General features: G+C 61.6%; 20 protein-coding genes. 10 read left to right on the plus strand and 10 right to left on the minus strand.

The features are described 5' to 3' along the window. Window positions 1-4 precede the first annotated feature (4 nt). The 3 genes from J3D60_RS20095 to J3D60_RS20105 are packed head-to-tail and all read left to right on the plus strand — an operon-like array spanning window position 5 to window position 4,802. Window positions 5-970, plus strand: a complete 966-nt coding sequence (locus J3D60_RS20095; RefSeq protein WP_027608372.1) for an HlyD family secretion protein — start codon at window positions 5-7, stop codon at window positions 968-970. Continuing rightward, window positions 967-3,684: a ribosome-associated ATPase/putative transporter RbbA gene (gene rbbA, locus J3D60_RS20100; protein WP_253492559.1), complete on the plus strand. Its 2,718-nt coding sequence runs from the start codon at window positions 967-969 to the stop codon at window positions 3,682-3,684. The genes J3D60_RS20095 and rbbA overlap by 4 nt, the downstream gene beginning before the upstream one ends. Beyond that, a complete protein-coding gene (locus tag J3D60_RS20105) occupies window positions 3,684-4,802 on the plus strand; it encodes an ABC transporter permease (RefSeq protein ID WP_065938040.1) in 1,119 nt (372 codons plus the stop codon). Before rbbA ends, J3D60_RS20105 begins: the two co-directional genes overlap by 1 nt. A 17-nt stretch (window positions 4,803-4,819) precedes the next feature. On the opposite strand, the gene J3D60_RS20110 is transcribed toward J3D60_RS20105, so the two are convergent. Further along, entirely contained in the window at window positions 4,820-5,227 is a 408-nt protein-coding gene (locus J3D60_RS20110; protein WP_027608369.1) for a flagellar basal body-associated protein FliL, read from the minus strand. A gap of 150 nt (window positions 5,228-5,377) precedes the next feature. Between J3D60_RS20110 and J3D60_RS20115 the strand changes: the two genes are divergently transcribed. Then, the gene (locus tag J3D60_RS20115; RefSeq protein WP_065938039.1) at window positions 5,378-6,355 is read left to right on the plus strand and encodes an NADPH:quinone oxidoreductase family protein; all 978 of its coding nucleotides are present in this window, start codon (window positions 5,378-5,380) and stop codon (window positions 6,353-6,355) included. A gap of 230 nt (window positions 6,356-6,585) precedes the next feature. Further along, entirely contained in the window at window positions 6,586-7,923 is a 1,338-nt protein-coding gene (gene glpT / locus J3D60_RS20120; protein WP_253492561.1) for a glycerol-3-phosphate transporter, read from the plus strand. On the opposite strand, the gene J3D60_RS20125 is transcribed toward glpT, so the two are convergent. Beyond that, window positions 7,920-8,573 (minus strand): gamma-glutamylcyclotransferase, encoded by a 654-nt coding sequence (locus J3D60_RS20125; RefSeq protein WP_065926652.1) that lies wholly within the window; start codon window positions 8,571-8,573, stop codon window positions 7,920-7,922. The two genes, glpT and J3D60_RS20125, sit on opposite strands and share 4 nt — an antisense overlap. A gap of 27 nt (window positions 8,574-8,600) precedes the next feature. Further along, a complete protein-coding gene (locus tag J3D60_RS20130) occupies window positions 8,601-10,988 on the minus strand; it encodes a TonB-dependent siderophore receptor (RefSeq protein WP_253492563.1) in 2,388 nt (795 codons plus the stop codon). A gap of 329 nt (window positions 10,989-11,317) precedes the next feature. On the opposite strand from J3D60_RS20130, the gene J3D60_RS20135 reads away from it, so the two are divergent. Next, the gene (locus J3D60_RS20135; protein WP_253492564.1) at window positions 11,318-11,800 is read left to right on the plus strand and encodes a sn-glycerol-3-phosphate transporter; all 483 of its coding nucleotides are present in this window, start codon (window positions 11,318-11,320) and stop codon (window positions 11,798-11,800) included. Window positions 11,801-11,834: 34 nt separating this feature from the next. Here J3D60_RS20135 and J3D60_RS20140 read toward each other — a convergent pair whose 3' ends face one another. The 5 genes from J3D60_RS20140 to J3D60_RS20160 all read right to left on the minus strand — a co-directional run bounded on the left by J3D60_RS20140 (window position 11,835) and on the right by J3D60_RS20160 (window position 17,066). Next, window positions 11,835-12,803, minus strand: a complete 969-nt coding sequence (locus J3D60_RS20140; RefSeq protein ID WP_253492567.1) for a CDP-6-deoxy-delta-3,4-glucoseen reductase — start codon at window positions 12,801-12,803, stop codon at window positions 11,835-11,837. Further along, complete coding sequence (gene ubiD, locus J3D60_RS20145; protein WP_027608362.1) at window positions 12,803-14,269, minus strand: 4-hydroxy-3-polyprenylbenzoate decarboxylase; 1,467 nt, start codon at window positions 14,267-14,269, stop codon at window positions 12,803-12,805. The genes J3D60_RS20140 and ubiD overlap by 1 nt, the downstream gene beginning before the upstream one ends. 156 nt (window positions 14,270-14,425) lie before the next feature. Beyond that, entirely contained in the window at window positions 14,426-15,685 is a 1,260-nt protein-coding gene (gene rho / locus J3D60_RS20150; protein ID WP_003176825.1) for a transcription termination factor Rho, read from the minus strand. A gap of 234 nt (window positions 15,686-15,919) precedes the next feature. Then, complete coding sequence (gene trxA, locus J3D60_RS20155) at window positions 15,920-16,249, minus strand: thioredoxin TrxA (protein ID WP_253492570.1); 330 nt, start codon at window positions 16,247-16,249, stop codon at window positions 15,920-15,922. 121 nt (window positions 16,250-16,370) lie between these two features. Further along, window positions 16,371-17,066 carry a FadR/GntR family transcriptional regulator gene (locus J3D60_RS20160; RefSeq protein ID WP_253492572.1) on the minus strand — a complete coding sequence of 232 codons (696 nt, stop codon included), beginning with the start codon at window positions 17,064-17,066 and terminating at the stop codon, window positions 16,371-16,373. A gap of 255 nt (window positions 17,067-17,321) precedes the next feature. Between J3D60_RS20160 and J3D60_RS20165 the strand changes: the two genes are divergently transcribed. The 4 genes from J3D60_RS20165 to J3D60_RS20180 are packed head-to-tail and all read left to right on the plus strand — an operon-like array spanning window position 17,322 to window position 20,164. Further along, window positions 17,322-18,107, plus strand: coding sequence for a transporter substrate-binding domain-containing protein (locus tag J3D60_RS20165; protein ID WP_027608360.1), 786 nt, complete (start codon window positions 17,322-17,324; stop codon window positions 18,105-18,107). 17 nt (window positions 18,108-18,124) lie between these two features. Beyond that, window positions 18,125-18,793 carry an amino acid ABC transporter permease gene (locus tag J3D60_RS20170; RefSeq protein ID WP_017736949.1) on the plus strand — a complete coding sequence of 223 codons (669 nt, stop codon included), beginning with the start codon at window positions 18,125-18,127 and terminating at the stop codon, window positions 18,791-18,793. Further along, window positions 18,790-19,440, plus strand: coding sequence for an amino acid ABC transporter permease (locus tag J3D60_RS20175; protein WP_065926657.1), 651 nt, complete (start codon window positions 18,790-18,792; stop codon window positions 19,438-19,440). The genes J3D60_RS20170 and J3D60_RS20175 overlap by 4 nt, the downstream gene beginning before the upstream one ends. Continuing rightward, window positions 19,427-20,164, plus strand: a complete 738-nt coding sequence (locus J3D60_RS20180; RefSeq protein ID WP_065938032.1) for an amino acid ABC transporter ATP-binding protein — start codon at window positions 19,427-19,429, stop codon at window positions 20,162-20,164. The genes J3D60_RS20175 and J3D60_RS20180 overlap by 14 nt, the downstream gene beginning before the upstream one ends. Here the strand turns inward: J3D60_RS20180 and J3D60_RS20185 are convergent. Then, a complete protein-coding gene (locus J3D60_RS20185) occupies window positions 20,136-20,672 on the minus strand; it encodes a hypothetical protein (protein ID WP_115485518.1) in 537 nt (178 codons plus the stop codon). The genes J3D60_RS20180 and J3D60_RS20185 overlap by 29 nt on opposite strands. Continuing rightward, a complete protein-coding gene (locus tag J3D60_RS20190) occupies window positions 20,662-23,163 on the minus strand; it encodes a fimbria/pilus outer membrane usher protein (RefSeq protein ID WP_301294529.1) in 2,502 nt (833 codons plus the stop codon). Before J3D60_RS20190 ends, J3D60_RS20185 begins: the two co-directional genes overlap by 11 nt.

Raw genomic sequence — 23,163 nt, forward strand, 5'->3', positions numbered from 1 at the left:
ACCCATGTCGATCACGCCCCGCTCCTCCCACCTGTTTGCCGCTTTGTTGATTGCCTTGTTGCTCGCCGCCGGCGGCTTCGGTTACTGGAAGTCCACCCAGGATCGCCTGCCCGAAGGCTTGGGCATGGGCAACGGCCGCCTGGAATCCACCGAAGTGCAGATCGCCGCCAAGATCCCCGGTCGCCTGGCGGAGGTGCGGGTGGATGAAGGTGACAAGGTGCTCAAGGGCCAGTTGCTGGCGCGCATGGACACCCGCACCCTGGAAGCCCAGCGCGCCCAGGCCGAAGCCGAAGTGCTGCGCGCCAGGGAAAACTTCGCCGCCGCCGAGGCCAATGTGCAACTGCGCCAAAGCGAGCAACTGCTGGCCAACCAGGAACTCAAGCGTACCCAGGAACTGTACAAGCGCGGCTTTGCCAGCAGCCAGTTGATCGACCAGCAGCAGGCCCGCCAGAACACCGGCAACGCCGCCGTGATCGCCGCGCAAGCCCAGGTCAATTCGGTCAAGGCCGCCATCGGTGCCGCCCAGGCCCAGGTCGCCCAGTTGACCAGCGAAATCGATGACAGCAGCCTGCGCGCGCCCATCGACGGCATTATCCAACTGCGCCTGGCCGAGCCCGGCGAGGTCCTCGGTGCCGGCGGGCGCGTGCTGTTGTTGATCGACCCCGAGGATCAGTACATGAACCTCTACCTGCCCGCCTCCGTCACCGGGCGCCTGACGGTGGGCAGTGACGCACGCATCCTGCTCGATGCCCTGCCCCAGCAACCGCTGCCGGCGAAAATCAGTTTTGTTGCCGCCAAGTCGCAGTTCACCCCCAAGGAAGTGGAAACCCGCGATGAACGCCAGAAACTGGTGTTTCGCGTCAAGCTGCGCCTGACCCAACCCAGCGCCGTGCCCCAGGCCAAACCGGGCATGCCCGGCGCCGGCTACGTGCGCATGGCTGACATCGACTGGCCGGCCAACCTGCAATGACCGGCCTGGCGCTGCACGCCACCGCCATCAACCACCGTTACGGCAAGCAGCAGGCCTTGATCGACATCGCCTTCAGCCTGCCCACCGGCACGCGCTGCGGACTGATCGGCCCGGATGGTGCAGGCAAGTCGAGCCTGTTGGGGTTGATCGCCGGGGTTAAAAAGCTCCAGGACGGCCAACTGGAGGTGCTCGGCGGCTCCATCCAGGACCGCCGCCACCGCAACAGCCTGTACCCGCGCATCGCCTTCATGCCCCAGGGCCTGGGCGGCAACCTGTACCCCGAACTGTCCATCAGCGAAAACATCCGCTTCTTCGCCACGCTGTTCGGCCTGTCCAAAGCCGACTGCGACCAGCGCATGCACAACCTGCTGTTGGCCACCGACCTCGCGCGCTTCGCCGAGCGGCCGGCCGGCAAGCTCTCCGGTGGCATGAAGCAGAAGCTCGGCCTGTGCTGCGCGCTGATCCACGACCCGGACCTGTTGATCCTCGACGAACCCACCACCGGCGTCGACCCGCTGTCGCGGCGGCGCTTCTGGGAACTGGTCGAGACCGTACGCAGCGAGCGCCCGCAACTGACGCTGCTGGTAGCCACCGCCTACATGGAAGAAGCCGAGCAATTCGAACATTGCCTGATGCTCGACCGTGGCAAGCTGATCGCCGACGGGCTCAGCAGCGAACTGGCGGCAGCGACCCCCAGCGGCAAACTGGATGAGGCCTTCACCCACTTCCAGGGCGACAGCGCCCACGACAACCAACCACTGGCGATCCCGCCAAGGGAAAACGCCAACACCGATATCGCCATCGAAGCCCACGACCTGACCCTGCGCTTCGGCGACTTCACGGCGGTGAACAAGGTCAGCTTTGCCATCGGCCGTGGCGAGATCTTCGGCTTCCTCGGCTCCAACGGCTGTGGCAAGACCACCACGATGAAAGTCCTCACCGGGCTGATGCCGGCCACCGAAGGCAGCGCCACGCTGCTGGGCAACCCGGTGAACGCCAAGGACCTGGCCACCCGCAAGCGCGTAGGGTTCATGTCGCAAAGCTTCTCGCTGTATGGCGAGCTGAGCGTGCGCCAGAACCTGGTGCTGCATGCACAACTGTTCGATTTGCCCAAGGCCGACAGCGGCCCGCGCATCGATGAGCTGATCCAGCGCTTCGACCTCGGTGAAGTGGCCGAGCAGCCGTCCGGGGAGCTGCCCCTCGGCCTGCGCCAACGCTTGTCATTGGCCGTGGCGGTGCTGCATCGCCCGGAAGTATTGATCCTCGATGAGCCCACCTCGGGCGTCGACCCGGCAGCCCGGGATGATTTCTGGCGGCTGTTGATCGAGTTGTCCCGCGAACAAGGGGTGACGATTTTCCTGTCTACCCACTTCATGAATGAAGCCCAGCGCTGCGACCGCATCTCCTTGATGCATGCCGGCAAGGTACTGGCCTGCGACACACCGGACGCACTGCAACGGCAATTCAACGGCGACACCCTGGAAGCCGCGTTCGTCACCTGCCTTGAGCAAGCCCAAGGCGATGCCGAACCCGCCACGTCGGCCAAAACCGTCAGCGAAACCCATGCGCCGCCCCTCAGCAAGCGTGGTTTCAGCCTGTCTCGCCTGCTGGCCGTGGCCAGCCGCGAAGGCAAGGAATTGCTGCGCGACAAAGTGCGCATGGCCTTCGCCCTGCTCGGTGCGATGTTCATGATGGTGATCTTCGGCTACGGCATTTCCCTGGACGTGGAAAACCTCGCCTTCGCCGTCTACGACCAGGACCAGACGCCACAAAGCCGCGCCTATCTGGAAGCCTTCCGCAGCTCGCGCTACTTCGCCGAGCAGGCGCCGATCCATAACGCCCCTGAATTGCACCGACGCCTGCAACGCTCGGAAATCAAACTGGCCCTGGAGATCCCGCCCGGCTTTGGTCGCGATCTCTATGCCGGGCGCCAACCCACCGTGGCCGCGTGGCTCGATGGCGGCATGCCGTTTCGTGCGGAAACCAGCCGCAACTATGTAGAGGCGGTGCACCAGGGCAACCTGCAGCAACTGGCCGAACTGAGCAGCCTGCCGCGCAGTACCCAGGCAGCCGCCAAACTGGAAACCCGTTTTCGCTATAATCAGGACGTGGTCAGCGTGAATGCCATCGGCCCGGGCGTGATGGCACTGATCCTGGCGTTTATCCCGGCGATGCTCACCGCCCTGGGCATCGTGCGCGAGAAAGAACTGGGTTCGATCACCAACTTCTACGCCACACCCCTGACGCGTCTGGAATTCCTGCTCGGTAAACAGGCGCCTTACCTGGCCGTGAGCCTGGTCAACCTGGCGCTGCTGGTGGCGATGAATCGCTGGCTGTTCGGCGTGCCGTTCAAGGGCAGCGGCCTGACGCTGGCGTTTGGCGGGCTGCTGTATGTGCTGGCCACCACCAGCATGGGCCTGCTGATTTCCGCGTTCACCCGCACCCAGATCGCGGCGATCCTCGGCACCATGATCATCACCAGCCTGCCAACCATCCAGTTTTCCGGGCTGATCGTGCCGCGCTCGTCCCTGGAGGGCGCCGCCGCCTTGATGGGCGCACTGTTTCCGGCCGGGCACTTTCTGGATATTGCCGTGGGCACCTTCACCAAGGCCCTGGATCTGCGCCAGTTGTGGCCGCAATGCCTGGCGCTGTTCGGCTTCTTTATCGGGTTCACCGGGTTGAGCCTGGTCATGCTCAAGAAGCAGGAAGCCTGATGCACAAGCTCGCACACATCTTCCGGCTGGGCATCAAGGAACTCACCAGCCTGCGTCACGACAGCGTCTTGCTGCTGTTTCTGTTCTACGCCTTCACCGTCGCCATCTACATGCCCGCCGCCGGCTCGGTGATCGGCGTGCACAACGCCAGCGTGGCGTTTGTCGATGAAGACCACAGCGCGCTCTCCCGGCAGATGGCCGAGGCGCTGCAACCGCCCGAGTTCCAAGCACCGGCACCGTTGGCCTATGACCAGTTGGACAAGGTGATGGACAGCGGCCAGTACACCTTCGTGATCAACGTACCGGCCAACTTCCAGGCCGACCTGTTGGCCGGTCGCCAGCCTGGCGTGCAGGTGAACGTCGACGCCACGGCGATGAGCCAGGCGTTCATGGGCGCGGGATATATCGGGCGGATCTTCCAACGCGAATTGCTCAGCTACAGCGGGCAAACCGACGCCACCCGCCAGGCGCCCGCGCTGCTCACGACCCGAGCACTGTTCAACACCAACCTGGAGGGCGGCTGGTTCCTGGCCGTGATCCAGATCGTCAACAACATCACCATCCTGGCCATCGTGCTCACCGGCACCGCGCTGTTGCGCGAGCGCGAGCACGGCACCCTCGACCACCTGCTGGTACTGCCGCTGACCGCACTGGAAATCATGCTGGCGAAAATCTGGAGCAATATGCTGGTGGTGGTGCTGTGCACCTGGCTATCGCTGGAGGTGGTGGTCAAAGGGCTGCTCGGCGTACCGCTGGCCGGGTCGCTGGGGTTGTTCCTGTTTGTGACTGCCCTGTATCTGTTTGCCAGTACGGCACTGGGGATCTTCCTCGCCACCCTCGCCCGCTCGACGCCACAGTTCGGCTTGCTGGCGATCCCGGTGATTATCCCGATGCTGTTGTTATCAGGCGGCAGCACGCCGCTGGACAGCATGCCCGAGTGGTTGCAGTGGGTGATGCAGGGCTCGCCGTCGACGCACTTTGTGAGCCTGAGCGCAGCGATTTTGTTTCGCGATGCGGGGGTGAGTGTGGTGTGGCCGGACTTGCTGGCGCTGGCGGGGATCGGGCTGTTGTTTTTTGCGGTGGCGTTGGCGCGGTTCAGGAAGAGCCTGGCTTCCTGAACCGCAAGCCAGGCTGATTACTGAATGATCAGGTTATTGAACAGCAGGTCTTCCACCATAGGCTTGCCTGTCTCGTCGTTCATCACTTGCTGGGTTTGCTTGAGGGCTTCCTGGCGCAGCTTCTCCTTGCCGTCGACCGTGCTCATGGCCTCGTTGGTCTGCTGGGTGAACAACGCGACCAACTGGTTACGGATCAATGCGTCGTTGGCCTTGACCGCTTTGGCGGCTTCTTCGCCGGTCACGCGCAGGGCGATGTCGGCCTTGAACACTTTGAGCTTGGCTGTGCCATCCAGGCCGTAGTTACCCACGAACGGCGGGCTCAGGCTGATATAGCTGACCTTCGGCGCCTCGCCTTCTTTGGCTTCTTCGGCCTGGGCTGCCATCGGCAAGGTCAGGGCCAGCATCAATAGGATCCACGCTTTCACAGTTCATTCCTCACATTCGGTTGCCGGGTAGCATAACGCTAGCAAGGCAGAGCACAAGCTTATGGCGACTTATCAGGGCCGAGCATGCTCGTTGACCCACAGGCCTACCCTCCTACACTTATCGGCCACGACACCAAAAGGAATAGCCCGATGAAAGCTGTGCTGTGCAAAGCCTTCGGCCCCGCCGAAACCCTGGTGCTGGAAGACGTCGCAAGCCCCACGATCAAGAAGAACGAAATCCTGCTGGACGTGCATGCCGCCGGGGTCAACTTCCCCGACACCCTGATCATCGAGGGTAAATACCAGTTCAAGCCGCCCTTCCCGTTCTCGCCGGGTGGCGAGGCATCGGGGGTGGTCAGCGAAGTCGGGGAAAAGGTCAGCCACCTGAAAGTCGGCGACCGGGTCATGGCACTGACCGGCTGGGGCAGCTTTGCCGAGCAGGTCGCGGTGCCAGGCTACAACGTGCTGCCGATCCCGCCGAGCATGGACTTCAACACCGCCGCTGCCTTCAGCATGACCTACGGCACCTCCATGCACGCGCTGAAACAACGCGCCAACCTGCAACCTGGCGAAACCCTGCTGGTGCTCGGCGCGTCCGGTGGCGTGGGCCTGGCCGCCGTGGAAATCGGCAAGGCCATGGGCGCGCGGGTGATCGCCGCCGCGAGCAGTGCCGACAAACTCGCCGTGGCCAAGGCCGCCGGCGCCGATGAACTGATCAACTACAGCGAAGCCAGCCTCAAGGACGAGATCAAGCGCCTGACCGACGGTAACGGCGCCGATGTGATCTACGACCCGGTGGGCGGCGACCTGTTTGACCAGGCCATTCGCGCGATTGCCTGGAACGGCCGCCTGCTGGTGGTGGGTTTTGCCAGCGGGCGCATCCCGGAGCTGCCGGTGAACCTGGCGTTGCTCAAGGGTGCGGCGGTGGTCGGGGTGTTCTGGGGTTCGTTTGCCCAGCGCCAGCCCCAGGACAATGCGGCGAACTTCCAGCAACTGTTCACTTGGTACGGTGAGGGCAAGCTCAAGCCGTTGGTGTCGCAGGTGTATCCGCTGGAGCAGGCCGCTCAGGCGATTAATGACCTCGGGCAGCGCCGGGCGGTAGGCAAGGTCGTCGTCCAGACCCGCTGACCGATCTGAAATGCAATCAAATGTGGGAGGGGGTTTGCCCCCTCCCACATTGGTTCTCCTGCGGTCTTAAAATCGATAACGACCCACACGTATCCATTTACGACATGTTCATAAGAGAACATGCAATTGCTCTCATTTCCTGTGTTTGCGCATAAGAGGCAATGCTATTTTCGGTAACGAAACTGTAACATTCGCATCCGCAGTCAAAACAAGAAATTTGGAGCTCTTGAATGTTTGCTTTCTTTCGTCCTGCCGCACACCAGGCGCCTCTGCCTGAAGAAAAAATCGACAGTACCTACCGACGGCTGCGCTGGCAGATCTTCGCCGGTATTTTCTTCGGTTATGCCGGGTATTACCTGCTGCGCAAAAACTTCTCCCTGGCCATGCCCTACCTGATCGACGAGGGTTACACCCGGGGTGAGCTGGGCCTGGCGATGTCGGCGATCGCGATCGCCTATGGCCTGTCCAAGTTCCTCATGGGCCTGGTGTCCGACCGCTCCAACCCGCGTTACTTCCTGCCCTTCGGCCTGCTGGTTTCAGCCGGGGTGATGTTCATTTTCGGTTTCGCGCCTTGGGCGACGTCCAGCGTGACCATGATGTTCATTTTGCTGTTCATCAACGGCTGGGCCCAGGGCATGGGCTGGCCGCCCAGTGGCCGGACCATGGTGCACTGGTGGTCGCAGAAAGAACGCGGCGGCGTGGTGTCGGTGTGGAACGTGGCGCACAACGTCGGCGGCGGCCTGATCGGCCCGCTGTTCCTGCTGGGCATGGCCTGGTTCAACGACTGGCATGCGGCGTTCTACGTACCGGCCACGGTGGCCTTGGCGGTGGCGGCATTTGCCTTCATCACCATGCGCGACACCCCGCAATCGGTCGGTCTGCCACCGATTGAGAAATACAAGAACGACTACCCGGAAGGCTACGACGCCAGCCACGAAGACGAATTCAGCGCCAAGGAAATCTTCGTCAAGTACGTGCTGCGCAACAAAATGCTCTGGTACATCGCCTTCGCCAACGTGTTCGTCTACCTGCTGCGCTACGGCGTACTGGACTGGGCGCCGACCTACCTCAAGGAAGCCAAGCACTTCACGGTGGATAAATCGTCCTGGGCGTACTTCTTCTACGAGTGGGCAGGTATTCCGGGCACGCTGCTGTGCGGCTGGATGTCGGACAAGATCTTCCGTGGCAACCGTGGCCTGACCGGCATCGTGTTCATGGCGCTGGTGACCGTGGCGACCCTGGTGTACTGGCTCAACCCGCCGGGCAACCCGATGGTCGACATGATCGCGCTGATCTCGATCGGCTTTTTGATCTACGGCCCGGTGATGCTGATCGGCCTGCAGGCGCTGGAACTGGCACCGAAGAAAGCCGCCGGTACGGCTGCGGGCTTCACCGGTCTGTTCGGCTACCTGGGCGGTTCGGTGGCAGCCAGTGCGGCCATGGGCTACACCGTGGACCATTTTGGCTGGGACGGCGGTTTCGTGCTGCTGATCGGCGCGTGCGTGCTGGCCATCGCGTTCCTGATCCCAACGCTGTGGCACACCAACAGCGTCAGCTCGGCGCGTTAATCGCCTGAGCAATCCTTGGCACAACGCTTGAGCCGCGCCTCCAGGTTTTTATCTGGCATGGCGTGGCTACGCAGGGCGTTGACGGTCTGCTCGACATAATCGCGAGTAGTGCCGTAACGCCCGCAAGCGCTTTGCAGCACGTGGTTCAGCACGATATCGGGCAGGTTGCCGGCGTAGCTGGGCAAGTGCCGCTCCAACACAAACCCCAACGCCTGCACCTGGCTGCCATCTTCAAGGCGGCAACTGAGCCAGTGCGGCCGGTAGGACGGGTAAGGCATCTCGCGCTGCCACAAGGCGTAAAGCGAAGCCTCCAGTTGATCTTCCGGCAAGCGGTAGGCAAAGCCGCTGCACGAGCCTCCGCGATCCAGGCCAAAGACCAGGCCCGGCAACTCCGGCGTGCCCCGATGCTCGTGGGACCACAGGTACAAACCCCGGTGATAACCGTGGACCCGTGCCCGCACCCGCTCAGTCGACGAACATTCCGGGCGCCAGATCAGCGAACCATATGCAAATAGCCAGACCGGCCCACCCTTGTGCCGGCCCATGGTGGCCTGCATCGAGCTCATTAACTGTTCGTGAGTGAGTTGCGGCCCCAGATCGAGCCGCGGAGGGTAAGCCAATTGCAAAAGATCGGATTCAATGGCGGTCATGGCGAAAAGCGGTGCGCCTCCTGTGTGTTACCAGTTGTAAGCAACTTTACCGTAATAAAACGCGCCGCTGTAACCGTACGGCGAAAAAGTGCTATAGGCCAGATTGCCCCCACTGCTGGCGAAGGCGTTGACCTTCTCCGGGTATTTATCGGTGACGTTGTCGCCGCCCAGGGTGAAGGTCCAATTCTTCAGCCTGTAGTCCGCCGACAGGTCCAGCACCCAGGCGGCCTTGAAGGTCTGATCGTTGACCTTGTCCGCCTGGTAACTGGTGAATTCACCATAGCGCACCAGGTTGCTGTGCAGGGCCCAATGGCCGTAAGTGAAGTCGTTACCCAGGCTCAGCTTGTGCTGCGGCGTGGTATCCCCCAGCAAACCGATGCGTTCGCGGCGGTCCACTCGCACCAGGTTCGCGCCCAGGCTGTCGAGAATGGCCGGGTTGGCCTTCACATCCGTCACCTTGGTGTGGTTGTAGTTGTAGCCCACGGTGCTGTTCCAGCGGATGCCGCTGTCGAACTGATAGCGATAGTTGGCGACCAGGTCGACGCCGTCGGTGCTGGTGTCGGTGGCGTTGGTGAAGTAGCGGGCGGTGGTGTAGTCGATATTGCCAACACCGTTGGCCTGCAAATAGGCGCGCGTCGCCGCGTTTATGCCGAGGTTGGACGACAGGCTGATACGGTCACGGATGTCGATGCGGTACACATCCACCGTCACCGTCAGGTCATCGGCCGGCTCCAGCACCAGCCCAAGGCTGTAGTTGCGCGACTTCTCGGCCTTGAGGTCTTCGGCGCCGAGCAAACGCGCGACCTGGCTGTTGGCCGGGAACGTGCCGGCTTCCTGGATGGTGCTTCCGATCAGCTGCGATGAGGTGTAGGCAAAGTTCTGCTGGGCCAGGGACGGCGCGCGGAAACCGTTGGAAACACTGCCGCGCACGGCCACCTGAGGGGTGAAGTCATAACGGGCCGACAGCGAGCCACTGACATTCGAGCCGAAATCGCTGTAGTCCTCGTGGCGTACCGCCGCCGAGGCACTGAGTTTTTCGGTGAAGTTGGTTTCCAGGTCCAGGTACTGGGCCCAGTTGTGGCGCGTGCTGGTGCCCGCGTCGGCGTCACGGAAACCACCCAGTCCGGAACTGCCGGTCTGGTAGTAGGAGGCCGGCTCGCCCGCCTCGATTTCATAACCCTGGTGCAGGTATTCACCGCCAAACGCCACGGACACCGGGTAAGGCAGCCAGCCCACGTCGAACTCGCGGGACAGGTCCAGGCTGACTTGCTTCTGGTCGTTGCTCAGGGTGCCGTTGTCGAACTTGCGCGGCGTGGCCAGGCCCAGGGAGGTGTTGATGGTTTCGGTGCTGAGTGCGTACTGGTTCTTGCCATAGTTGGCCGACAGGTCGTAATGCCAGTCGTAGGCCAGCAAACCGCGCAGGCCCACCACCAACGAGGTGTCTTCAAGGTTGCCCTTGATCAGCGGCAGGTAACCGTTGGGGTTGAGCGCCGGGATGTTGTTGGACGCATTGCTCGCGCGGTAGAACGCCGCCGTCTCGCCGCGCCGCTTGCTATAGCCGCCGAAGGTGTAGAACTCGGCCGCATCGTTGAAGGAATATTCGGAGTTGAACTGGAACTTGCCTTCATTGGTGGCCGGCTCACCCTGGCGGAACACCTGCTGGCCGTAAGTGGTAGAGCCAACGCTGCCAGGCCGGAAGTCTTTACCGGCACGGTTGGTGTAATCGTTATCGGCCCCTTCGGCCGACAGGTTGATAAAACCGTTGTCGCCCAGTGCCAGGCCGGTGTTGCCGCTGACATTGCGCTGGATACCATCGCCCTTCTTGTATTCGCCGAACTTGGTGGAGATCGAACCGCCATGGTCGGCATGCTTGAGGATCACGTTGATCACCCCGGCAATCGCATCCGAGCCGTAGCGCGCGGAAGCACCGTCACGCAGCACTTCGATATGGTCCACCGCCGACAGCGGGATCGCGTTCAGGTCCGCCGGTGCCGACCCACGGCCCACCGCGCCGCCCAGGTTGACAAAGGCACTGGTGTGGCGGCGCTTGCCGTTGACCAGCACCAGCACCTGATCGGGTGACAGGCCGCGCAACTGCGCGGGGCGCACCAGCTCGGCGCCATCCACCAGGCTTGGGCGCGGGAAGTTGATCGACGGAATCAGGCGCGCCAGCACCGCCCCCAACTCATCAGAGCCCGTGCTGCGCAGGCTATCGCCGGAAATCACATCGATCGGAGACAGCGAAGCACTGGCGGTACGCTCCTGGGCGCGGGTGCCGGTGACGATCACGGTGTCGAGTTTGGGTGCATCGGTGGCGGGCGCTTCGGCCGCCAGGACAGGATTGAAGCCCACAGCGGCCAGCAAATTAGCCGACAAAATCGCCGTGTACAGCGCGTGTTGCGTGTAGCTCCCCATACCGCTCCCCTTTGAATCAAGAATCAGAACGTCAGTGTTCTGAGTTCGCAAGATCGATCCGGCTGGCGGGCGGTGGCGGTCAGTTAATGGTTATTGGAAGAAAATCGGTAGTCCGTTGAGATATAGCTTAAAGATATTTATTTAACAAATTAAATACCTTTAAAGCATAAGCGAATGCATAAGCCCGATGCCCCTTTCGTCAGGATTACACAGGGCAATCCCGCTACTTTCAGGCCCGGTTCAGCCTGGGAGCACGCCAAACCGTCAAACTGGCGCGCACATCACGACCCACCTAGCCGCCCATCAAACCGCCTATCGAGGTCGCACCCATGAAGAAATTTCGACTGCCTGGCCTGCTGTTCCTGGCCCAGGCCACCACCGCACTGGCTGGCGAAACACCGCCTGCCGAGGATGACAAAGGCTTCTGGTACGCGCAGACCAGCGTCTATACCCGGCACTTCGTGCCGGACAAAGACCACAACAACAACCAGGACCTGATCGGCCTGGAGCGCAATGAGGCATCAGGATTGGTGTATGGCGGGGCGACGTTTCGCAACTCGTTCAGCCAGCGCTCTTACTACGCCTATGCAGGCAAGCGCTATGACATGGGCGACTCTGCGGTGTACCTGAAGGTCACAGGCGGGGCGATCCAGGGCTATCGCGGCAAATACCGCGACAAGATCCCCCTCAATCGTTTCGGTGTGGCGCCGGTGATCATCCCGTCGGTAGGCACCCATTACGGGCCGGTGGCAGCGGAGCTGGTGCTGCTGGGGTTCAATGCCGCGATGGTGACGACCGGAGTACGTTTCTGAGCGTGCGCATGCCCCGTTCCACCGTTCCGTTGCGTCATGGCCGCGGGGCGTAGGCGAATACGTCGGCGCGCATCTGGTGCGCATCCATGCCGGCATCGACCAGAGCATCCAGCGTGCCGTAGATCATCGCCGGTGAACCGCTGGCGTAGACATGCACCGCCTTGAGGTCGGCAATGTCTTCGCACACCGCTTCATGCAGCAGGCCGCAGCGCCCCTCCCAACCACACAGGTCGCTGACCACCTTGTGCAGGAACAGGTTGGGCAGTTGCAACCATTGGTCCCAGTGCTCGATCTCGTAGAAATCTTCCGGGCGACGCACGCCCCAGTACAGGTGCACCGGGTGCTTGAAGCCGGACGCGCGGCAATGCTCGATCAGGCTGTGCATCTGCGCCATGCCGGTACCGGCGGCGATCAGCACCAATGGCCCGTCCGGCAGCTCGGCCAGGTGGGTGTCGCCAAAGGGCAGCTCGATGCGCGCCATCTGGTTGCGCTGCAATTGTTCCAGCAAGTTGCGCGCGCTGTCCTCGCGGGCCAGTACATGCAGTTCCAGCTCGCGACCGGCGTGGGGCGCCGACGCCAAGGAAAATGCCGACTTCTCGCCATTCTCCCGCTCAATCATCAGGTATTGCCCGGCGTGGTAACGCACCGTCTTGCCGGCCGGGGCCCGCAGGCGCACGCGCCACACATCGCCGCCCACTTCCACGCACTCGCTCAATTGGCACGACAATTTGCGCAACGGCAACTCTCCCGGCGCCAGCACGCCATCCCACAACACAATGCAATCTTCCAGCGGCTCGGCGATGCAGGTGTAGAACTCACCATGGTCGCGCACCTCACCGGCTTGCTGCACCCGGCCCTCCACCAGCAGTGCGGCGCACACGTGGCACACGCCATTGCGACACGCCTGGGGGCATTCGTAGCCCAGGCGGCGCGCGCCTTCGAGGATTCGCTCGCCGGGGACCAGCTCCAGCACGGCGCCGGAAGGTTGCAGGGTTACACGCATCAATCTATTCCCAATTCTTTCCAAATCGCATCGACACGTGCCGTGACGGCCTCATCCTTGACGATCACCCGGCCCCACTCGCGGGTCGTTTCACCCGGCCATTTGTGGGTAGCGTCCAGGCCCATCTTCGAGCCCAGCCCCGACACCGGCGACGCGAAGTCGAGGTAGTCGATCGGCGTGTTGTCGATCATCACCGTGTCGCGCTTGGGGTCCATGCGCGTGGTGATGGCCCAGATCACATCGTTCCAGTCCCGGGCATTGATGTCGTCGTCGGTGACGATAACGAACTTGGTGTACATGAACTGTCGCAAAAACGACCACACACCCAGCATGACCCGCTTGGCATGGCCGGGATACGACTTCTTCATGGTCACGATGGCCATGCGATACGAGCAGCCTTCCGGCGGCAGGTAGAAGTCGGTGATTTCCGGAAATTGCTTTTGCAGGATCGGCACGAACACTTCGTTCAGCGCCACACCCAGAATCGCCGGCTCATCTGGCGGACGGCCGGTGTAGGTGCTGTGGTAGATCGGCTTGATCCGATGGGTGATGCGCTCCACGGTGAACACCGGGAAGCTGTCGACTTCGTTGTAATAGCCGGTGTGGTCGCCGTAAGGGCCTTCATCGGCCATCTCGCCGGGGTGAATCACGCCTTCCAGGATGATTTCGGCGGTGGCCGGTACCTGCAGGTCGTTGCCACGGCACTTCACCAGTTCGGTACGGTTGCCACGCAACAACCCGGCGAAGGCGTATTCGGACAGGCTGTCGGGCACCGGGGTCACGGCGCCGAGGATGGTCGCAGGGTCGGCGCCCAGGGCCACGGAGACCGGGAACGGCTTGCCGGGGTGCTTCTCGCACCATTCACGGAAGTCCAAGGCACCGCCACGATGGCTCAGCCAACGCATGATCACCTTGTTGCGGCCGATCACTTGCTGGCGGTAAATACCCAGGTTCTGGCGGTCCTTGTTCGGACCCTTGGTGACGGTCAGGCCCCAGGTGATCAGCGGGCCGACGTCGCCGGGCCAGCAGGTTTGCACCGGCAGCATGGCCAGATCGACATCATCGCCTTCGATGACCACTTCCTGGCATACCGCGTCCTTGACCACCTTGGGTGCCATGGCAATGATCTTGCGGAAGATCGGCAGCTTCGACCAGGCATCCTTCAAGCCCTTGGGCGGCTCGGGTTCCTTGAGGAACGCCAGCAGCTTGCCGATCTCGCGCAATTCGCTGACCGCCTCGGCGCCCATGCCAAAGGCCACACGCTCGGGGGTACCGAACAGGTTGCCGAGCACCGGTATGTCAAAGCCGGTCGGGTTCTCGAACAGCAGCGCCGGGCCCTTGTTACGCAAGGTGCGGTCGCAAATCTCAGTCATTTCCAGCACCGGTGAAATCGGCATCTGGATACGTTTCAACTCTCCGCGCTGCTCAAGTTGCTGCACGAAATCCCGAAGATCCTTGAATTTCATTAACCATGCCACCCGTAAAATAGGCGTACATCCTACCTGCTCTGAGGGCTGCTGGCAGCTTATCGAGGTGCTTTTGGATCAGGAACATGCTTAAAAAACGTGCAAAAAGAATGGCGCCCCTGGGGGCGCCATTCTTTTGGACCTGAAACGTCGTGATTACTTACGTTTCATCGACAGGAAGAACTCGTCGTTGGTCTTGGTGGTTTTCAGCTTGTCGATCAGGAACTCGATGGCCGCTACTTCGTCCATCGGGTGCAGCAGCTTGCGCAGGATCCACATGCGCTGCAGTTCGTCGTCGGCGGTCAGCAACTCTTCGCGGCGGGTGCCGGAGCGGTTGATGTTGATCGCCGGGAACACGCGTTTTTCCGCAATGCGACGGTCCAGGGGCAGTTCCATGTTGCCGGTACCCTTGAACTCTTCGTAGATCACTTCGTCCATCTTCGAACCGGTTTCAACCAGTGCGGTGGCGATAATGGTCAGCGAACCGCCTTCTTCGATATTCCGCGCAGCGCCGAAGAAACGCTTCGGTTTCTCCAGGGCGTGGGCATCGACACCACCGGTGAGCACCTTGCCGGAGCTCGGGATCACGGTGTTGTAGGCACGGGCCAGACGGGTGATGGAGTCGAGCAGGATCACCACGTCCTTCTTGTGTTCGACCAGGCGCTTGGCCTTCTCGATCACCATTTCGGCAACCTGCACGTGGCGGGTCGGCGGCTCATCGAACGTCGAGGCAACCACTTCGCCGCGCACGGTGCGCTGCATTTCAGTGACTTCTTCCGGACGCTCATCGATCAGCAATACGATCAGGTGAACTTCAGGATTGTTACGTGCGATATTCGCTGCAATGTTCTGCAGCATGATGGTCTTACCGGCTTTCGGCGGTGCGACGATCAGGCCACGCTGGCCTTTACCGATCGGGGCGCACAGGTCGATCACGCGACCTGTCAGGTCTTCGGTGGAACCGTTACCGGCTTCCATCTTCATGCGCACGGTCGGGAACAGCGGCGTCAGGTTCTCGAAGAGAATCTTGTTTTTCGCGTTCTCGGGACGATCGAAGTTGATCGTGTCGACCTTGAGCAGGGCGAAGTAACGCTCGCCTTCCTTCGGTGGGCGGATCTTGCCAACGATGGTGTCACCGGTGCGCAAGTTGAAGCGACGGATCTGGCTCGGCGAGACATAGATGTCGTCTGGGCCGGCGAGATAGGAGGCGTCTGCAGAGCGGAGGAAGCCGAAGCCGTCCTGGAGAATCTCCAGCACGCCATCACCGGAGATTTCCTCGCCGCTTTTCGCGTGCTTTTTCAGCAGGGAGAAAATCACGTCCTGCTTGCGCGAACGGGCCATATTTTCTATGCCCATTTCTTCGGCCAGTTGGAGCAGGTCGGTAATCGGCTTTTGCTTGAGTTCAGTCAGATTCATATAGGAATGACGTAATCATTTATGGAGGGGGGGAAATTAAGCTTTTGGCTTAATGAGGCCGCGCCGCGGAGAAGGCGACAGGATCGCGTACTAATCGAAAAGGAATGCGTCGGCGACGGCTTGCAGGGGGCAGTGGAGAAACCAGTGCGGGGCCGAATGTACCACCTGAGTTTCGGAGCGTCTAGCCCTGTTTCACGAAAAAGCCCCGCTATTTGCGGGGCTTTTTGACGACGCTTAGATGTTGGCGTCGAGGAAAGCTTCCAACTGAGACTTCGACAGCGCACCCACCTTGGTGGCTTCGACGTTGCCGTTCTTGAACAGCATCAGCGTAGGAATACCGCGCACGCCATGCTTGGCCGGGGTTTCCTGGTTGTCGTCGATGTTCAGCTTGGCAATGGTCAGCTTGCCTTCGTAGGTGGTTGCAATGTCGTCCAGGACCGGAGCGATCATTTTGCAAGGGCCGCACCATTCAGCCCAGTAGTCAACCAGCACCGGGCCAGCAGCCTTGAGTACTTCGGCCTCAAAGGTCGCGTCGGTGACGTGCTTGATAAGATCGTTGCTCATGGATGTCTCCGGATTGTAAGCAAAAAAAACGTTGCCCATCATAGCCGCCCTTCCCCCGTTCAGGAAGCCGCCTCTGATTGAGTCTTCCTATGATGGCCCATGAGTTTGGATATAGCCCAACTCAGGGCGCAACAGGAGTCACGAAGGCAATCCCCGTGCGCAACGCCGCGTTGCGTACGTGCTCCTGCATGGTTTTCTGCGCCGACGCACTGGCTCGCCGGGCCAGGGCACGCAGGATCTTGCGATGTTCCTGCCAGGTTTCCATGGCCCGCTCCGGCCGGATGAACGGTAGTTTCTGGCTTTCCAGAAACACCTCGGCACGGACACTCAGGATGCTCACCATTGCCTGGTTGCCACTGGCCAACAGGATGCGCTGGTGGAACTCGAAGTCCAGCCGCGCGGCTGCTTCGAAGTCACCGGCCTTGAGCACCTTGCGCATGGCCTCGACGTTGTCTTCCAGGCTGTCCAGCTCATCGATCGTCAGCGTGACCGCCGCCAAACCCGCCGCAAACCCTTCCAGCGCATAGCGCAACTGGAAGATATCGAGCGGCGTGGCCTGGGCTGCAAAAGGCCAGGCAAAGCCCGGCGCATCCTCAACCGCCTGTACGAACACACCTTTGCCCGGCTGCACACTGACCACGCCCAAGGCGCTCAAGGACGACAGCGCCTCGCGCAGCGACGCCCGGCTGACGCCCAATTGCACCGCCAGGTCGCGCTGGGACGGCAGTGCATCGCCCGGCCCGAAGCCCTGCTCCTTGATCAGTTTGCGGATGGCCTGCAGGGCCGCTTCCGGTACGGCTTGGGCGATGGAATTCATAAAAAACTCAAGGTTTGCGTCAACAGAGCGGCTAGTTGTAAAGCTATTCAGGAGCCACGGCAAGCCACGCCCCAAAGGGGCTCGCGCAGTTTTACCGACGCTCGAAAAGGGTGCGAAAACCCGCACAACTGTTCAGACCAGTAAGACCACCAAAGCTCAACAAACTCGCGCCTCGCAGACGATCCGCGCAGTACTGGCATGGGCTGTGCACTGAGCAAATCCAGAAAATTCCTTCGCCCTTCTCGGAGAGTTGCCATGACCAAGCGCTGCAGCGCCCTGCTCACTGCCCTGTTTGCCAGCCTGATGCTGAGCCAGGCACCCGCCCAGGCCAACGGTCTGGACGATATCGTCGCCCGTGGCACCCTCAAAGTCGCCGTGCCCCAGGACTTCCCACCGTTCGGCTCGGTCGGCCCCGACATGAAACCCCGCGGCCTGGACATCGACACCGCCAAACTGCTGGCCGACCAACTCAAGGTCAAGCTGGAGCTGACCCCGGTCAACAGCACCAACCGCATCCCGTTTCTCACCACCGGCAAGGTCGACCTGGTGATCTCCAGCCTGGGCAAGAACCCCGAGCGCGAAAAGGTCATCGACTTCTCCAAGGCCTACGCACCGTTCTACCTGGCCGTGTTCGGCCCGCCTGACGCCGCCATCAGCAGCACCGACGACCTCAAGGGCAAGACCATCAGCGTGACCCGTGGCGCCATCGAAGACATCGAGCTGACCGCCGTAGCGCCGAAGGAAGCCACCATCAAGCGCTTCGAAGACAACAACTCCACCATCGCAGCCTACCTGGCCGGGCAGGTCGACCTGATCGCCAGCGGCAACGTGGTCATGGTGGCGATCAGCGAGCGCAGCCCGAAACGCGTGCCGGCGCTGAAAGTGAAGCTCAAGGACTCGCCGGTGTACGTGGGCGTGAACAAGAACGAGCCGGCGCTTCTGGAGAAGGTCAACCAGATCCTGGTCGCGGCCAAGGCCGATGGCAGCCTGGAAAAGAATGCGATGCAATGGCTGAAAGAGCCGCTGCCCGCCGATCTTTGATACGACGGAGCTGACTCATGGCCTATCAATTCGACTTTGTGCCGGTGCTGGCCAATACCGATCTGCTGTTGCGCGGCGCGCTGTTCACCCTTGAGCTGACGGCTATCGGCGCAATCCTGGGCGTCGCCCTGGGCACTGTCGGCGCCGTGGTGCGGGCGTGGAAGATCCAGCCCTTTGCCTGGTTCTTCGGTGTGTATGTCGAGTTGATCCGCAACACGCCGTTCCTGGTGCAGTTGTTCTTCATCTTCTTCGGCCTGCCCTCCCTGGGATTGAAAATCACCGAGTGGCAAGCAGCCGTATTGGCGATGGTGATCAACCTGGGGGCCTACTCCACGGAGATCATCCGCGCCGGCATCCAGGCCATCCCGCGCGGGCAACTGGAAGCCGCCGCCGCGCTGGCGATGACGCGTTTCGAAGCGTTTCGCCATGTGGTGCTGCTGCCGGCGCTGGGCAAGGTGTGGCCTGCCTTGAGCAGCCAGATCATCATCGTGATGCTCGGTTCGGCGGTGTGTTCGCAGATCGCCACCGAGGAGCTGAGTTTTGCCGCCAACTTTATCCAGTCACGCAACTTCCGCGCCTTCGAAACCTATGCCCTGACCACCCTGGTGTACCTGTGCATGGCATTGATGATTCGCCAGTTGCTCAACTGGATCGGCCGCCGTTTTGTGATGAGGAATAGCCGATGAGTGATTTTTCCTTCTGGGACATCGTGCGCAACCTGCTTACGGGCCTGCAGTGGACGCTGTTGCTGTCGATCGTGGCGTTTATCGGCGGCGGCCTGATCGGCTTGCTGGTGATGACCATGCGCATCAGCCGCAAGGCATTCGCGCGCAATGTTGCGCGCACCTATATCGAACTGTTCCAAGGCACCCCGTTGTTGATGCAGCTGTTCCTGGTGTTTTTCGGCATTGCCCTGCTCGGCGTGGATATTTCGCCCTGGCTGGCGGCCGCGATCGCCTTGACGCTGTTCACCAGCGCCTACCTCGCCGAAATCTGGCGCGGCTGCGTCGACTCCATCGCCCATGGCCAGTGGGAAGCATCGGCCAGCCTGGCGTTGAACCCGCTTGAACAACTGCGCTACGTGATCCTGCCTCAGGCCCTGCGGATCGCCGTGGCGCCTACCGTGGGCTTCTCGGTGCAGGTGGTCAAAGGCACCGCCGTCACTTCAATCATCGGCTTTACCGAACTGACCAAGACCGGCGGCATGCTCGCCAACGCCACCTTCGAGCCCTTCATGGTCTACGGCCTGGTGGCCCTCGGTTACTTCCTGCTCTGCTACCCCTTGTCCCTCAGTGCGCGCTACCTGGAAAGGAGACTGCATGCCTCTGCTTAGAATTTCCGCCCTGCATAAGTATTACGGCGATCACCACGTCCTCAAGGGCATCGACCTGACCGTTGAAGAAGGCCAGGTGGTGGCAATCATCGGCCGCAGCGGCTCGGGCAAGTCCACCCTGCTGCGCACCCTCAACGGCCTGGAATCGATCAACGACGGCGTGATCGAGGTGGATGGCGAATACCTCGACGCCGCCCGGGCCGACCTGCGCAGCCTGCGGCAGAAAGTCGGCATGGTGTTCCAACAGTTCAACCTGTTCCCGCACCTGACAGTGGGTGAGAACGTCATGCTTGCACCGCAAGTGGTGCAGAAAGTGCCCAAGGCCAAGGCCGCCCAATTGGCCAGGCAAATGCTGGAACGCGTGGGCCTGGGTGAAAAATTCGACGCGTTCCCCGATCGCCTGTCCGGCGGCCAGCAGCAACGCGTTGCCATCGCCCGCGCCCTGGCCATGTCGCCCAAGGTGCTGCTGTGCGATGAAATTACCTCGGCCCTGGACCCGGAACTGGTCAATGAAGTACTCAGCGTGGTGCGCCAACTGGCCAAGGACGGCATGACCTTGATCATGGTGACGCACGAAATGCGCTTCGCCCGGGAAGTGGGCGACAAGCTGGTGTTTATGCACCAAGGCAAGGTGCACGAAGTCGGCGATCCCAAGGTACTGTTCGCCAACCCGCAAACCCCTGAGTTCGCCAACTTCATCGGCTCGGTGGAACAGCCGGACTGACCAGTTCGAAACTGCCACGGCCCTCCAGCACCACTTGATTGGTGACTTGCAGGGCGTTGGCGGGCAGGTCGGTGTCGACTTCAACCTGGGCAGTCAATCGCTTTCCCACCGCCCGAGCGACCAGGACCTGGCCCGGCAACAACTGCCCGTCGAAGGCCTTACCCGGAAGGTGGGCCTGCGCCCATTCGACGGCACGCCCATCCACCTGGGCGTGCTTGAGAGTCAGGCTGAACCGCCCATGATGCCCAAACCGAAAACCTTGCCCGTCGGCCACGCCGGTAAATCGCAATGCGACGGCTGCCGGCTCTGCGCACAGTACGTTCAGGTGCACCCTGCGCGTACCCAGTGCGATTGAACGGCTCTCGACAAGCGCCTCCCGGCGAATGACGCCATAGTCGATATACGGCTGGCTGACGGACAGTTGGCAGTTTTCGGCACGTACTCCACCGGCCATCGACAGCGTGCAGAGCAATGCGAAAAAACCCGCGATTTTCAGTTTAACGACCATGGCACACCGCCGATGTAGTCTCATAGAACTTGTCATGGTCGGCCTCGGTCTCGGGAGCAAGGTTGAGCAGGCAAGAGGAAGCGTCCGGCAACGCAACGCGCAGGTGCTGCGAATCATTGAGGTCGTTCAGAAAGATCATGCCGTCACCCACCACGCTGGTCAGGAAGCGATTGTTTTTATCGAACACCGAAGCGCCCTGAGGCAGTGTTCGCCCTTGTTGATCAGTGGCCGTGACTAACACACGACGCACTGTCACCACATCGAATGCGACGGTATTGACGGACCCTCGCCCCGGGGCAAGCATTCGGGTGCCGTTCTTCAGGTCAACGCGCTTGGGCAAGGACTGGGTCTGCACTTCGATGCGACTGTTCGTGTAGGCGGGCAAGCCTGGGATCACGGCCTGCCCGCTGAAGTCGGTCCACACCGGACCGTAGGGCGTGTCGAGTTTTGCAGAGCCGATATTCCCTACCGAGGCGATGCCAAAGGTGTCCTGGATGGCATACGGCGAGAAGGTCACGCCACCCGTGTGGGCCACTACGCCACCTTGCAGTTGCCCCGTGTAACTGGTGCCCGATGGGTCGCGACTGACCCCCAGGCCCACGCGGGTGTAGCGTGGCACCAGGTCCACCTGGCCGCGTATCGACTGCTCCCGAGCGCTGAGGTCGCGCTCGACACCGACCTCGTAATTCACATATTCATTGACCCGCTCACTGAGCGCCGTACCGGCTCGGGATTGATTGCCACGCCGGCTGACGTAGCTGTTCACCCGCCGATCGCTGCCCAGGGGTACGCTGACCTGCAGCCGCACGGACAGATCGCTGTCATCGACCGTATCGCGCCGACGGCCCTCATACAGGGCGTCGCGGCGTGCCGAAGTACCGCCTACCTGAGAGTCAGCGACCAATGCGACGTCCGCATAGCGGAACGACTTGTTCCATGCCGCAAAGACATGGTCGGCCGATTGCCCATCAAACTGGGAACTGCGGGTATACCCCACGGAAAATGCACCCAGCGTGTTGTCGACCCAGCTCACACCCGCCGTGTACTGACTCTTGAAGCGTGCGTCCAACTCGTCGGCCCTGGTCGATCGGCCCGCTTCAAGGACCTCGCGATAACCACGGCTTTGCGTAGTGGCACTGAGGTTAAGATCGATATTGGCGTACACCGGGCTGCTTGCGGACACGCTGCTGCGTGATCCGGACACCGCATTACGGCTGTCCCGGGACACGTTGTGACGTGCGCCAACAGACACCCGTTGGAAAAACACGCTGCCCAGGGTGCCTCCTGCCGCCCCATACTCATCGGCGCTCAACAAGCCGAAGCCTGCCGAGGAGTCTCGTCCCAAGCCCCAGGTGCCGCTGCCCATGGCAACGACCGGACTCGGGCCTTCCTCATGCGCATTTCTACGCACCTTGCCCAGGGAGAAATAGTAGCCAGGCTCCGCCGGCGCGCTCCCGGCAAATGAAGCCGCAGGTACCACGAAGCTGCGCTTGGCACCTCGCACATCGATGACGCTGACCTCCAGGTCGCTGGTGCCGTTGAGCAATGGCAGGCCCGTCAGCCGGAACGGTCCCTCGGGCACCAGTGTGCTGTGGATCAACACTCCCGATTGACGGACTTCAATCCGCGACTGGCTCTGCGCCAGCCCCTCCACCACAGCATTGTTACTGCCCGCCGGCGTGCGCGACTGACCGTCAGGAAAAAACTGCACACCGGACAGCTGAACACCGCCAAACAGTGGGTTGTTGCTGGAGAGCTGGCCTACCTGAAAAGTCGATTGCAACGCGGCAATATCCCGCTGCGCATAAGCATAAAGATGCTCGTTGCGGGTCACGCCGTTGTCGGACACATAAAATTGGCGGCTGCGGACAACCCAATCGCCCAGGTTGAAACCCGCCTCGGTGTAGGCCGAAACAAAACGATTGCTTCCACTGTTCGAATAACTGTCGAATCCTTGCACGTCATAGTTGAACAACGCCGCCGCCCCGCCCCGGGCAAACTGGCCAGCCTCCCACTGCGGTTCACGCAGTGATCCGGTCGGCACTACCAGCGCCACTTCGTCATTTCCTGGGCGCAGCCGCACCATCGTGGCCGGGAAAGCACCCAGGAAGTCATGGCAGGCCTGGTCTGCAGTAGCCCCCTTGCGGATAATGCCTTCGGGCTTTACCAATCCGGCTTTATCAAGCAGCCCCGGGGTGAAACACAGCTGCCCTTGTGAGTCGAACCGGGCATCGACCAACCCCAGCGGGTTACCATTGACCCGCAACCCCACCACATGGACACCTTCGCGAAAGCGCGCCGCACTGCGAAAGTAATCGGAGACCTTCGGATCAATGCCGTGGGTAGTCAGGGCCGCCAGGTCGAAACCCTCCCCCAGCTCAATCGCGGGGGCAAGGCAAGGCAAGCCCCACAGTGTCGCCACCCCCATCAGTAGAGTGGGCCGACACGGCCACAAAGGGGCCACTCGTTTGTTATTCGACAGGTTGGCCAT

This window comes from Pseudomonas sp. S3E17, from assembly GCF_024168685.1.
Lineage (GTDB): Bacteria > Pseudomonadota > Gammaproteobacteria > Pseudomonadales > Pseudomonadaceae > Aquipseudomonas > Aquipseudomonas marginalis.

Bases quoted from the DNA above. Each gene is read 5' to 3' on its own strand.
- J3D60_RS20185 (WP_115485518.1), bottom strand. From the start codon at position 20,672: ATGGTCGTTAAACTGAAAATCGCGGGTTTTTTCGCATTGCTCTGCACG.
- J3D60_RS20135 (WP_253492564.1), top strand. From the start codon at position 11,318: ATGAAGAAATTTCGACTGCCTGGCCTGCTGTTCCTGGCCCAGGCCACC.
- trxA (WP_253492570.1), bottom strand. From the start codon at position 16,249: ATGAGCAACGATCTTATCAAGCACGTCACCGACGCGACCTTTGAGGCC.
- J3D60_RS20140 (WP_253492567.1), bottom strand. From the start codon at position 12,803: ATGCGTGTAACCCTGCAACCTTCCGGCGCCGTGCTGGAGCTGGTCCCC.
- J3D60_RS20160 (WP_253492572.1), bottom strand. From the start codon at position 17,066: ATGAATTCCATCGCCCAAGCCGTACCGGAAGCGGCCCTGCAGGCCATC.
- rbbA (WP_253492559.1), top strand. From the start codon at position 967: ATGACCGGCCTGGCGCTGCACGCCACCGCCATCAACCACCGTTACGGC.
- ubiD (WP_027608362.1), bottom strand. From the start codon at position 14,269: ATGAAATTCAAGGATCTTCGGGATTTCGTGCAGCAACTTGAGCAGCGC.
- J3D60_RS20095 (WP_027608372.1), top strand. From the start codon at position 5: ATGTCGATCACGCCCCGCTCCTCCCACCTGTTTGCCGCTTTGTTGATT.
- glpT (WP_253492561.1), top strand. From the start codon at position 6,586: ATGTTTGCTTTCTTTCGTCCTGCCGCACACCAGGCGCCTCTGCCTGAA.
- J3D60_RS20180 (WP_065938032.1), top strand. From the start codon at position 19,427: ATGCCTCTGCTTAGAATTTCCGCCCTGCATAAGTATTACGGCGATCAC.
- J3D60_RS20165 (WP_027608360.1), top strand. From the start codon at position 17,322: ATGACCAAGCGCTGCAGCGCCCTGCTCACTGCCCTGTTTGCCAGCCTG.
- J3D60_RS20130 (WP_253492563.1), bottom strand. From the start codon at position 10,988: ATGGGGAGCTACACGCAACACGCGCTGTACACGGCGATTTTGTCGGCT.
- J3D60_RS20170 (WP_017736949.1), top strand. From the start codon at position 18,125: ATGGCCTATCAATTCGACTTTGTGCCGGTGCTGGCCAATACCGATCTG.
- J3D60_RS20125 (WP_065926652.1), bottom strand. From the start codon at position 8,573: ATGACCGCCATTGAATCCGATCTTTTGCAATTGGCTTACCCTCCGCGG.
- J3D60_RS20190 (WP_301294529.1), bottom strand. From the start codon at position 23,163: ATGGCCAACCTGTCGAATAACAAACGAGTGGCCCCTTTGTGGCCGTGT.
- J3D60_RS20175 (WP_065926657.1), top strand. From the start codon at position 18,790: ATGAGTGATTTTTCCTTCTGGGACATCGTGCGCAACCTGCTTACGGGC.
- rho (WP_003176825.1), bottom strand. From the start codon at position 15,685: ATGAATCTGACTGAACTCAAGCAAAAGCCGATTACCGACCTGCTCCAA.
- J3D60_RS20105 (WP_065938040.1), top strand. From the start codon at position 3,684: ATGCACAAGCTCGCACACATCTTCCGGCTGGGCATCAAGGAACTCACC.
- J3D60_RS20115 (WP_065938039.1), top strand. From the start codon at position 5,378: ATGAAAGCTGTGCTGTGCAAAGCCTTCGGCCCCGCCGAAACCCTGGTG.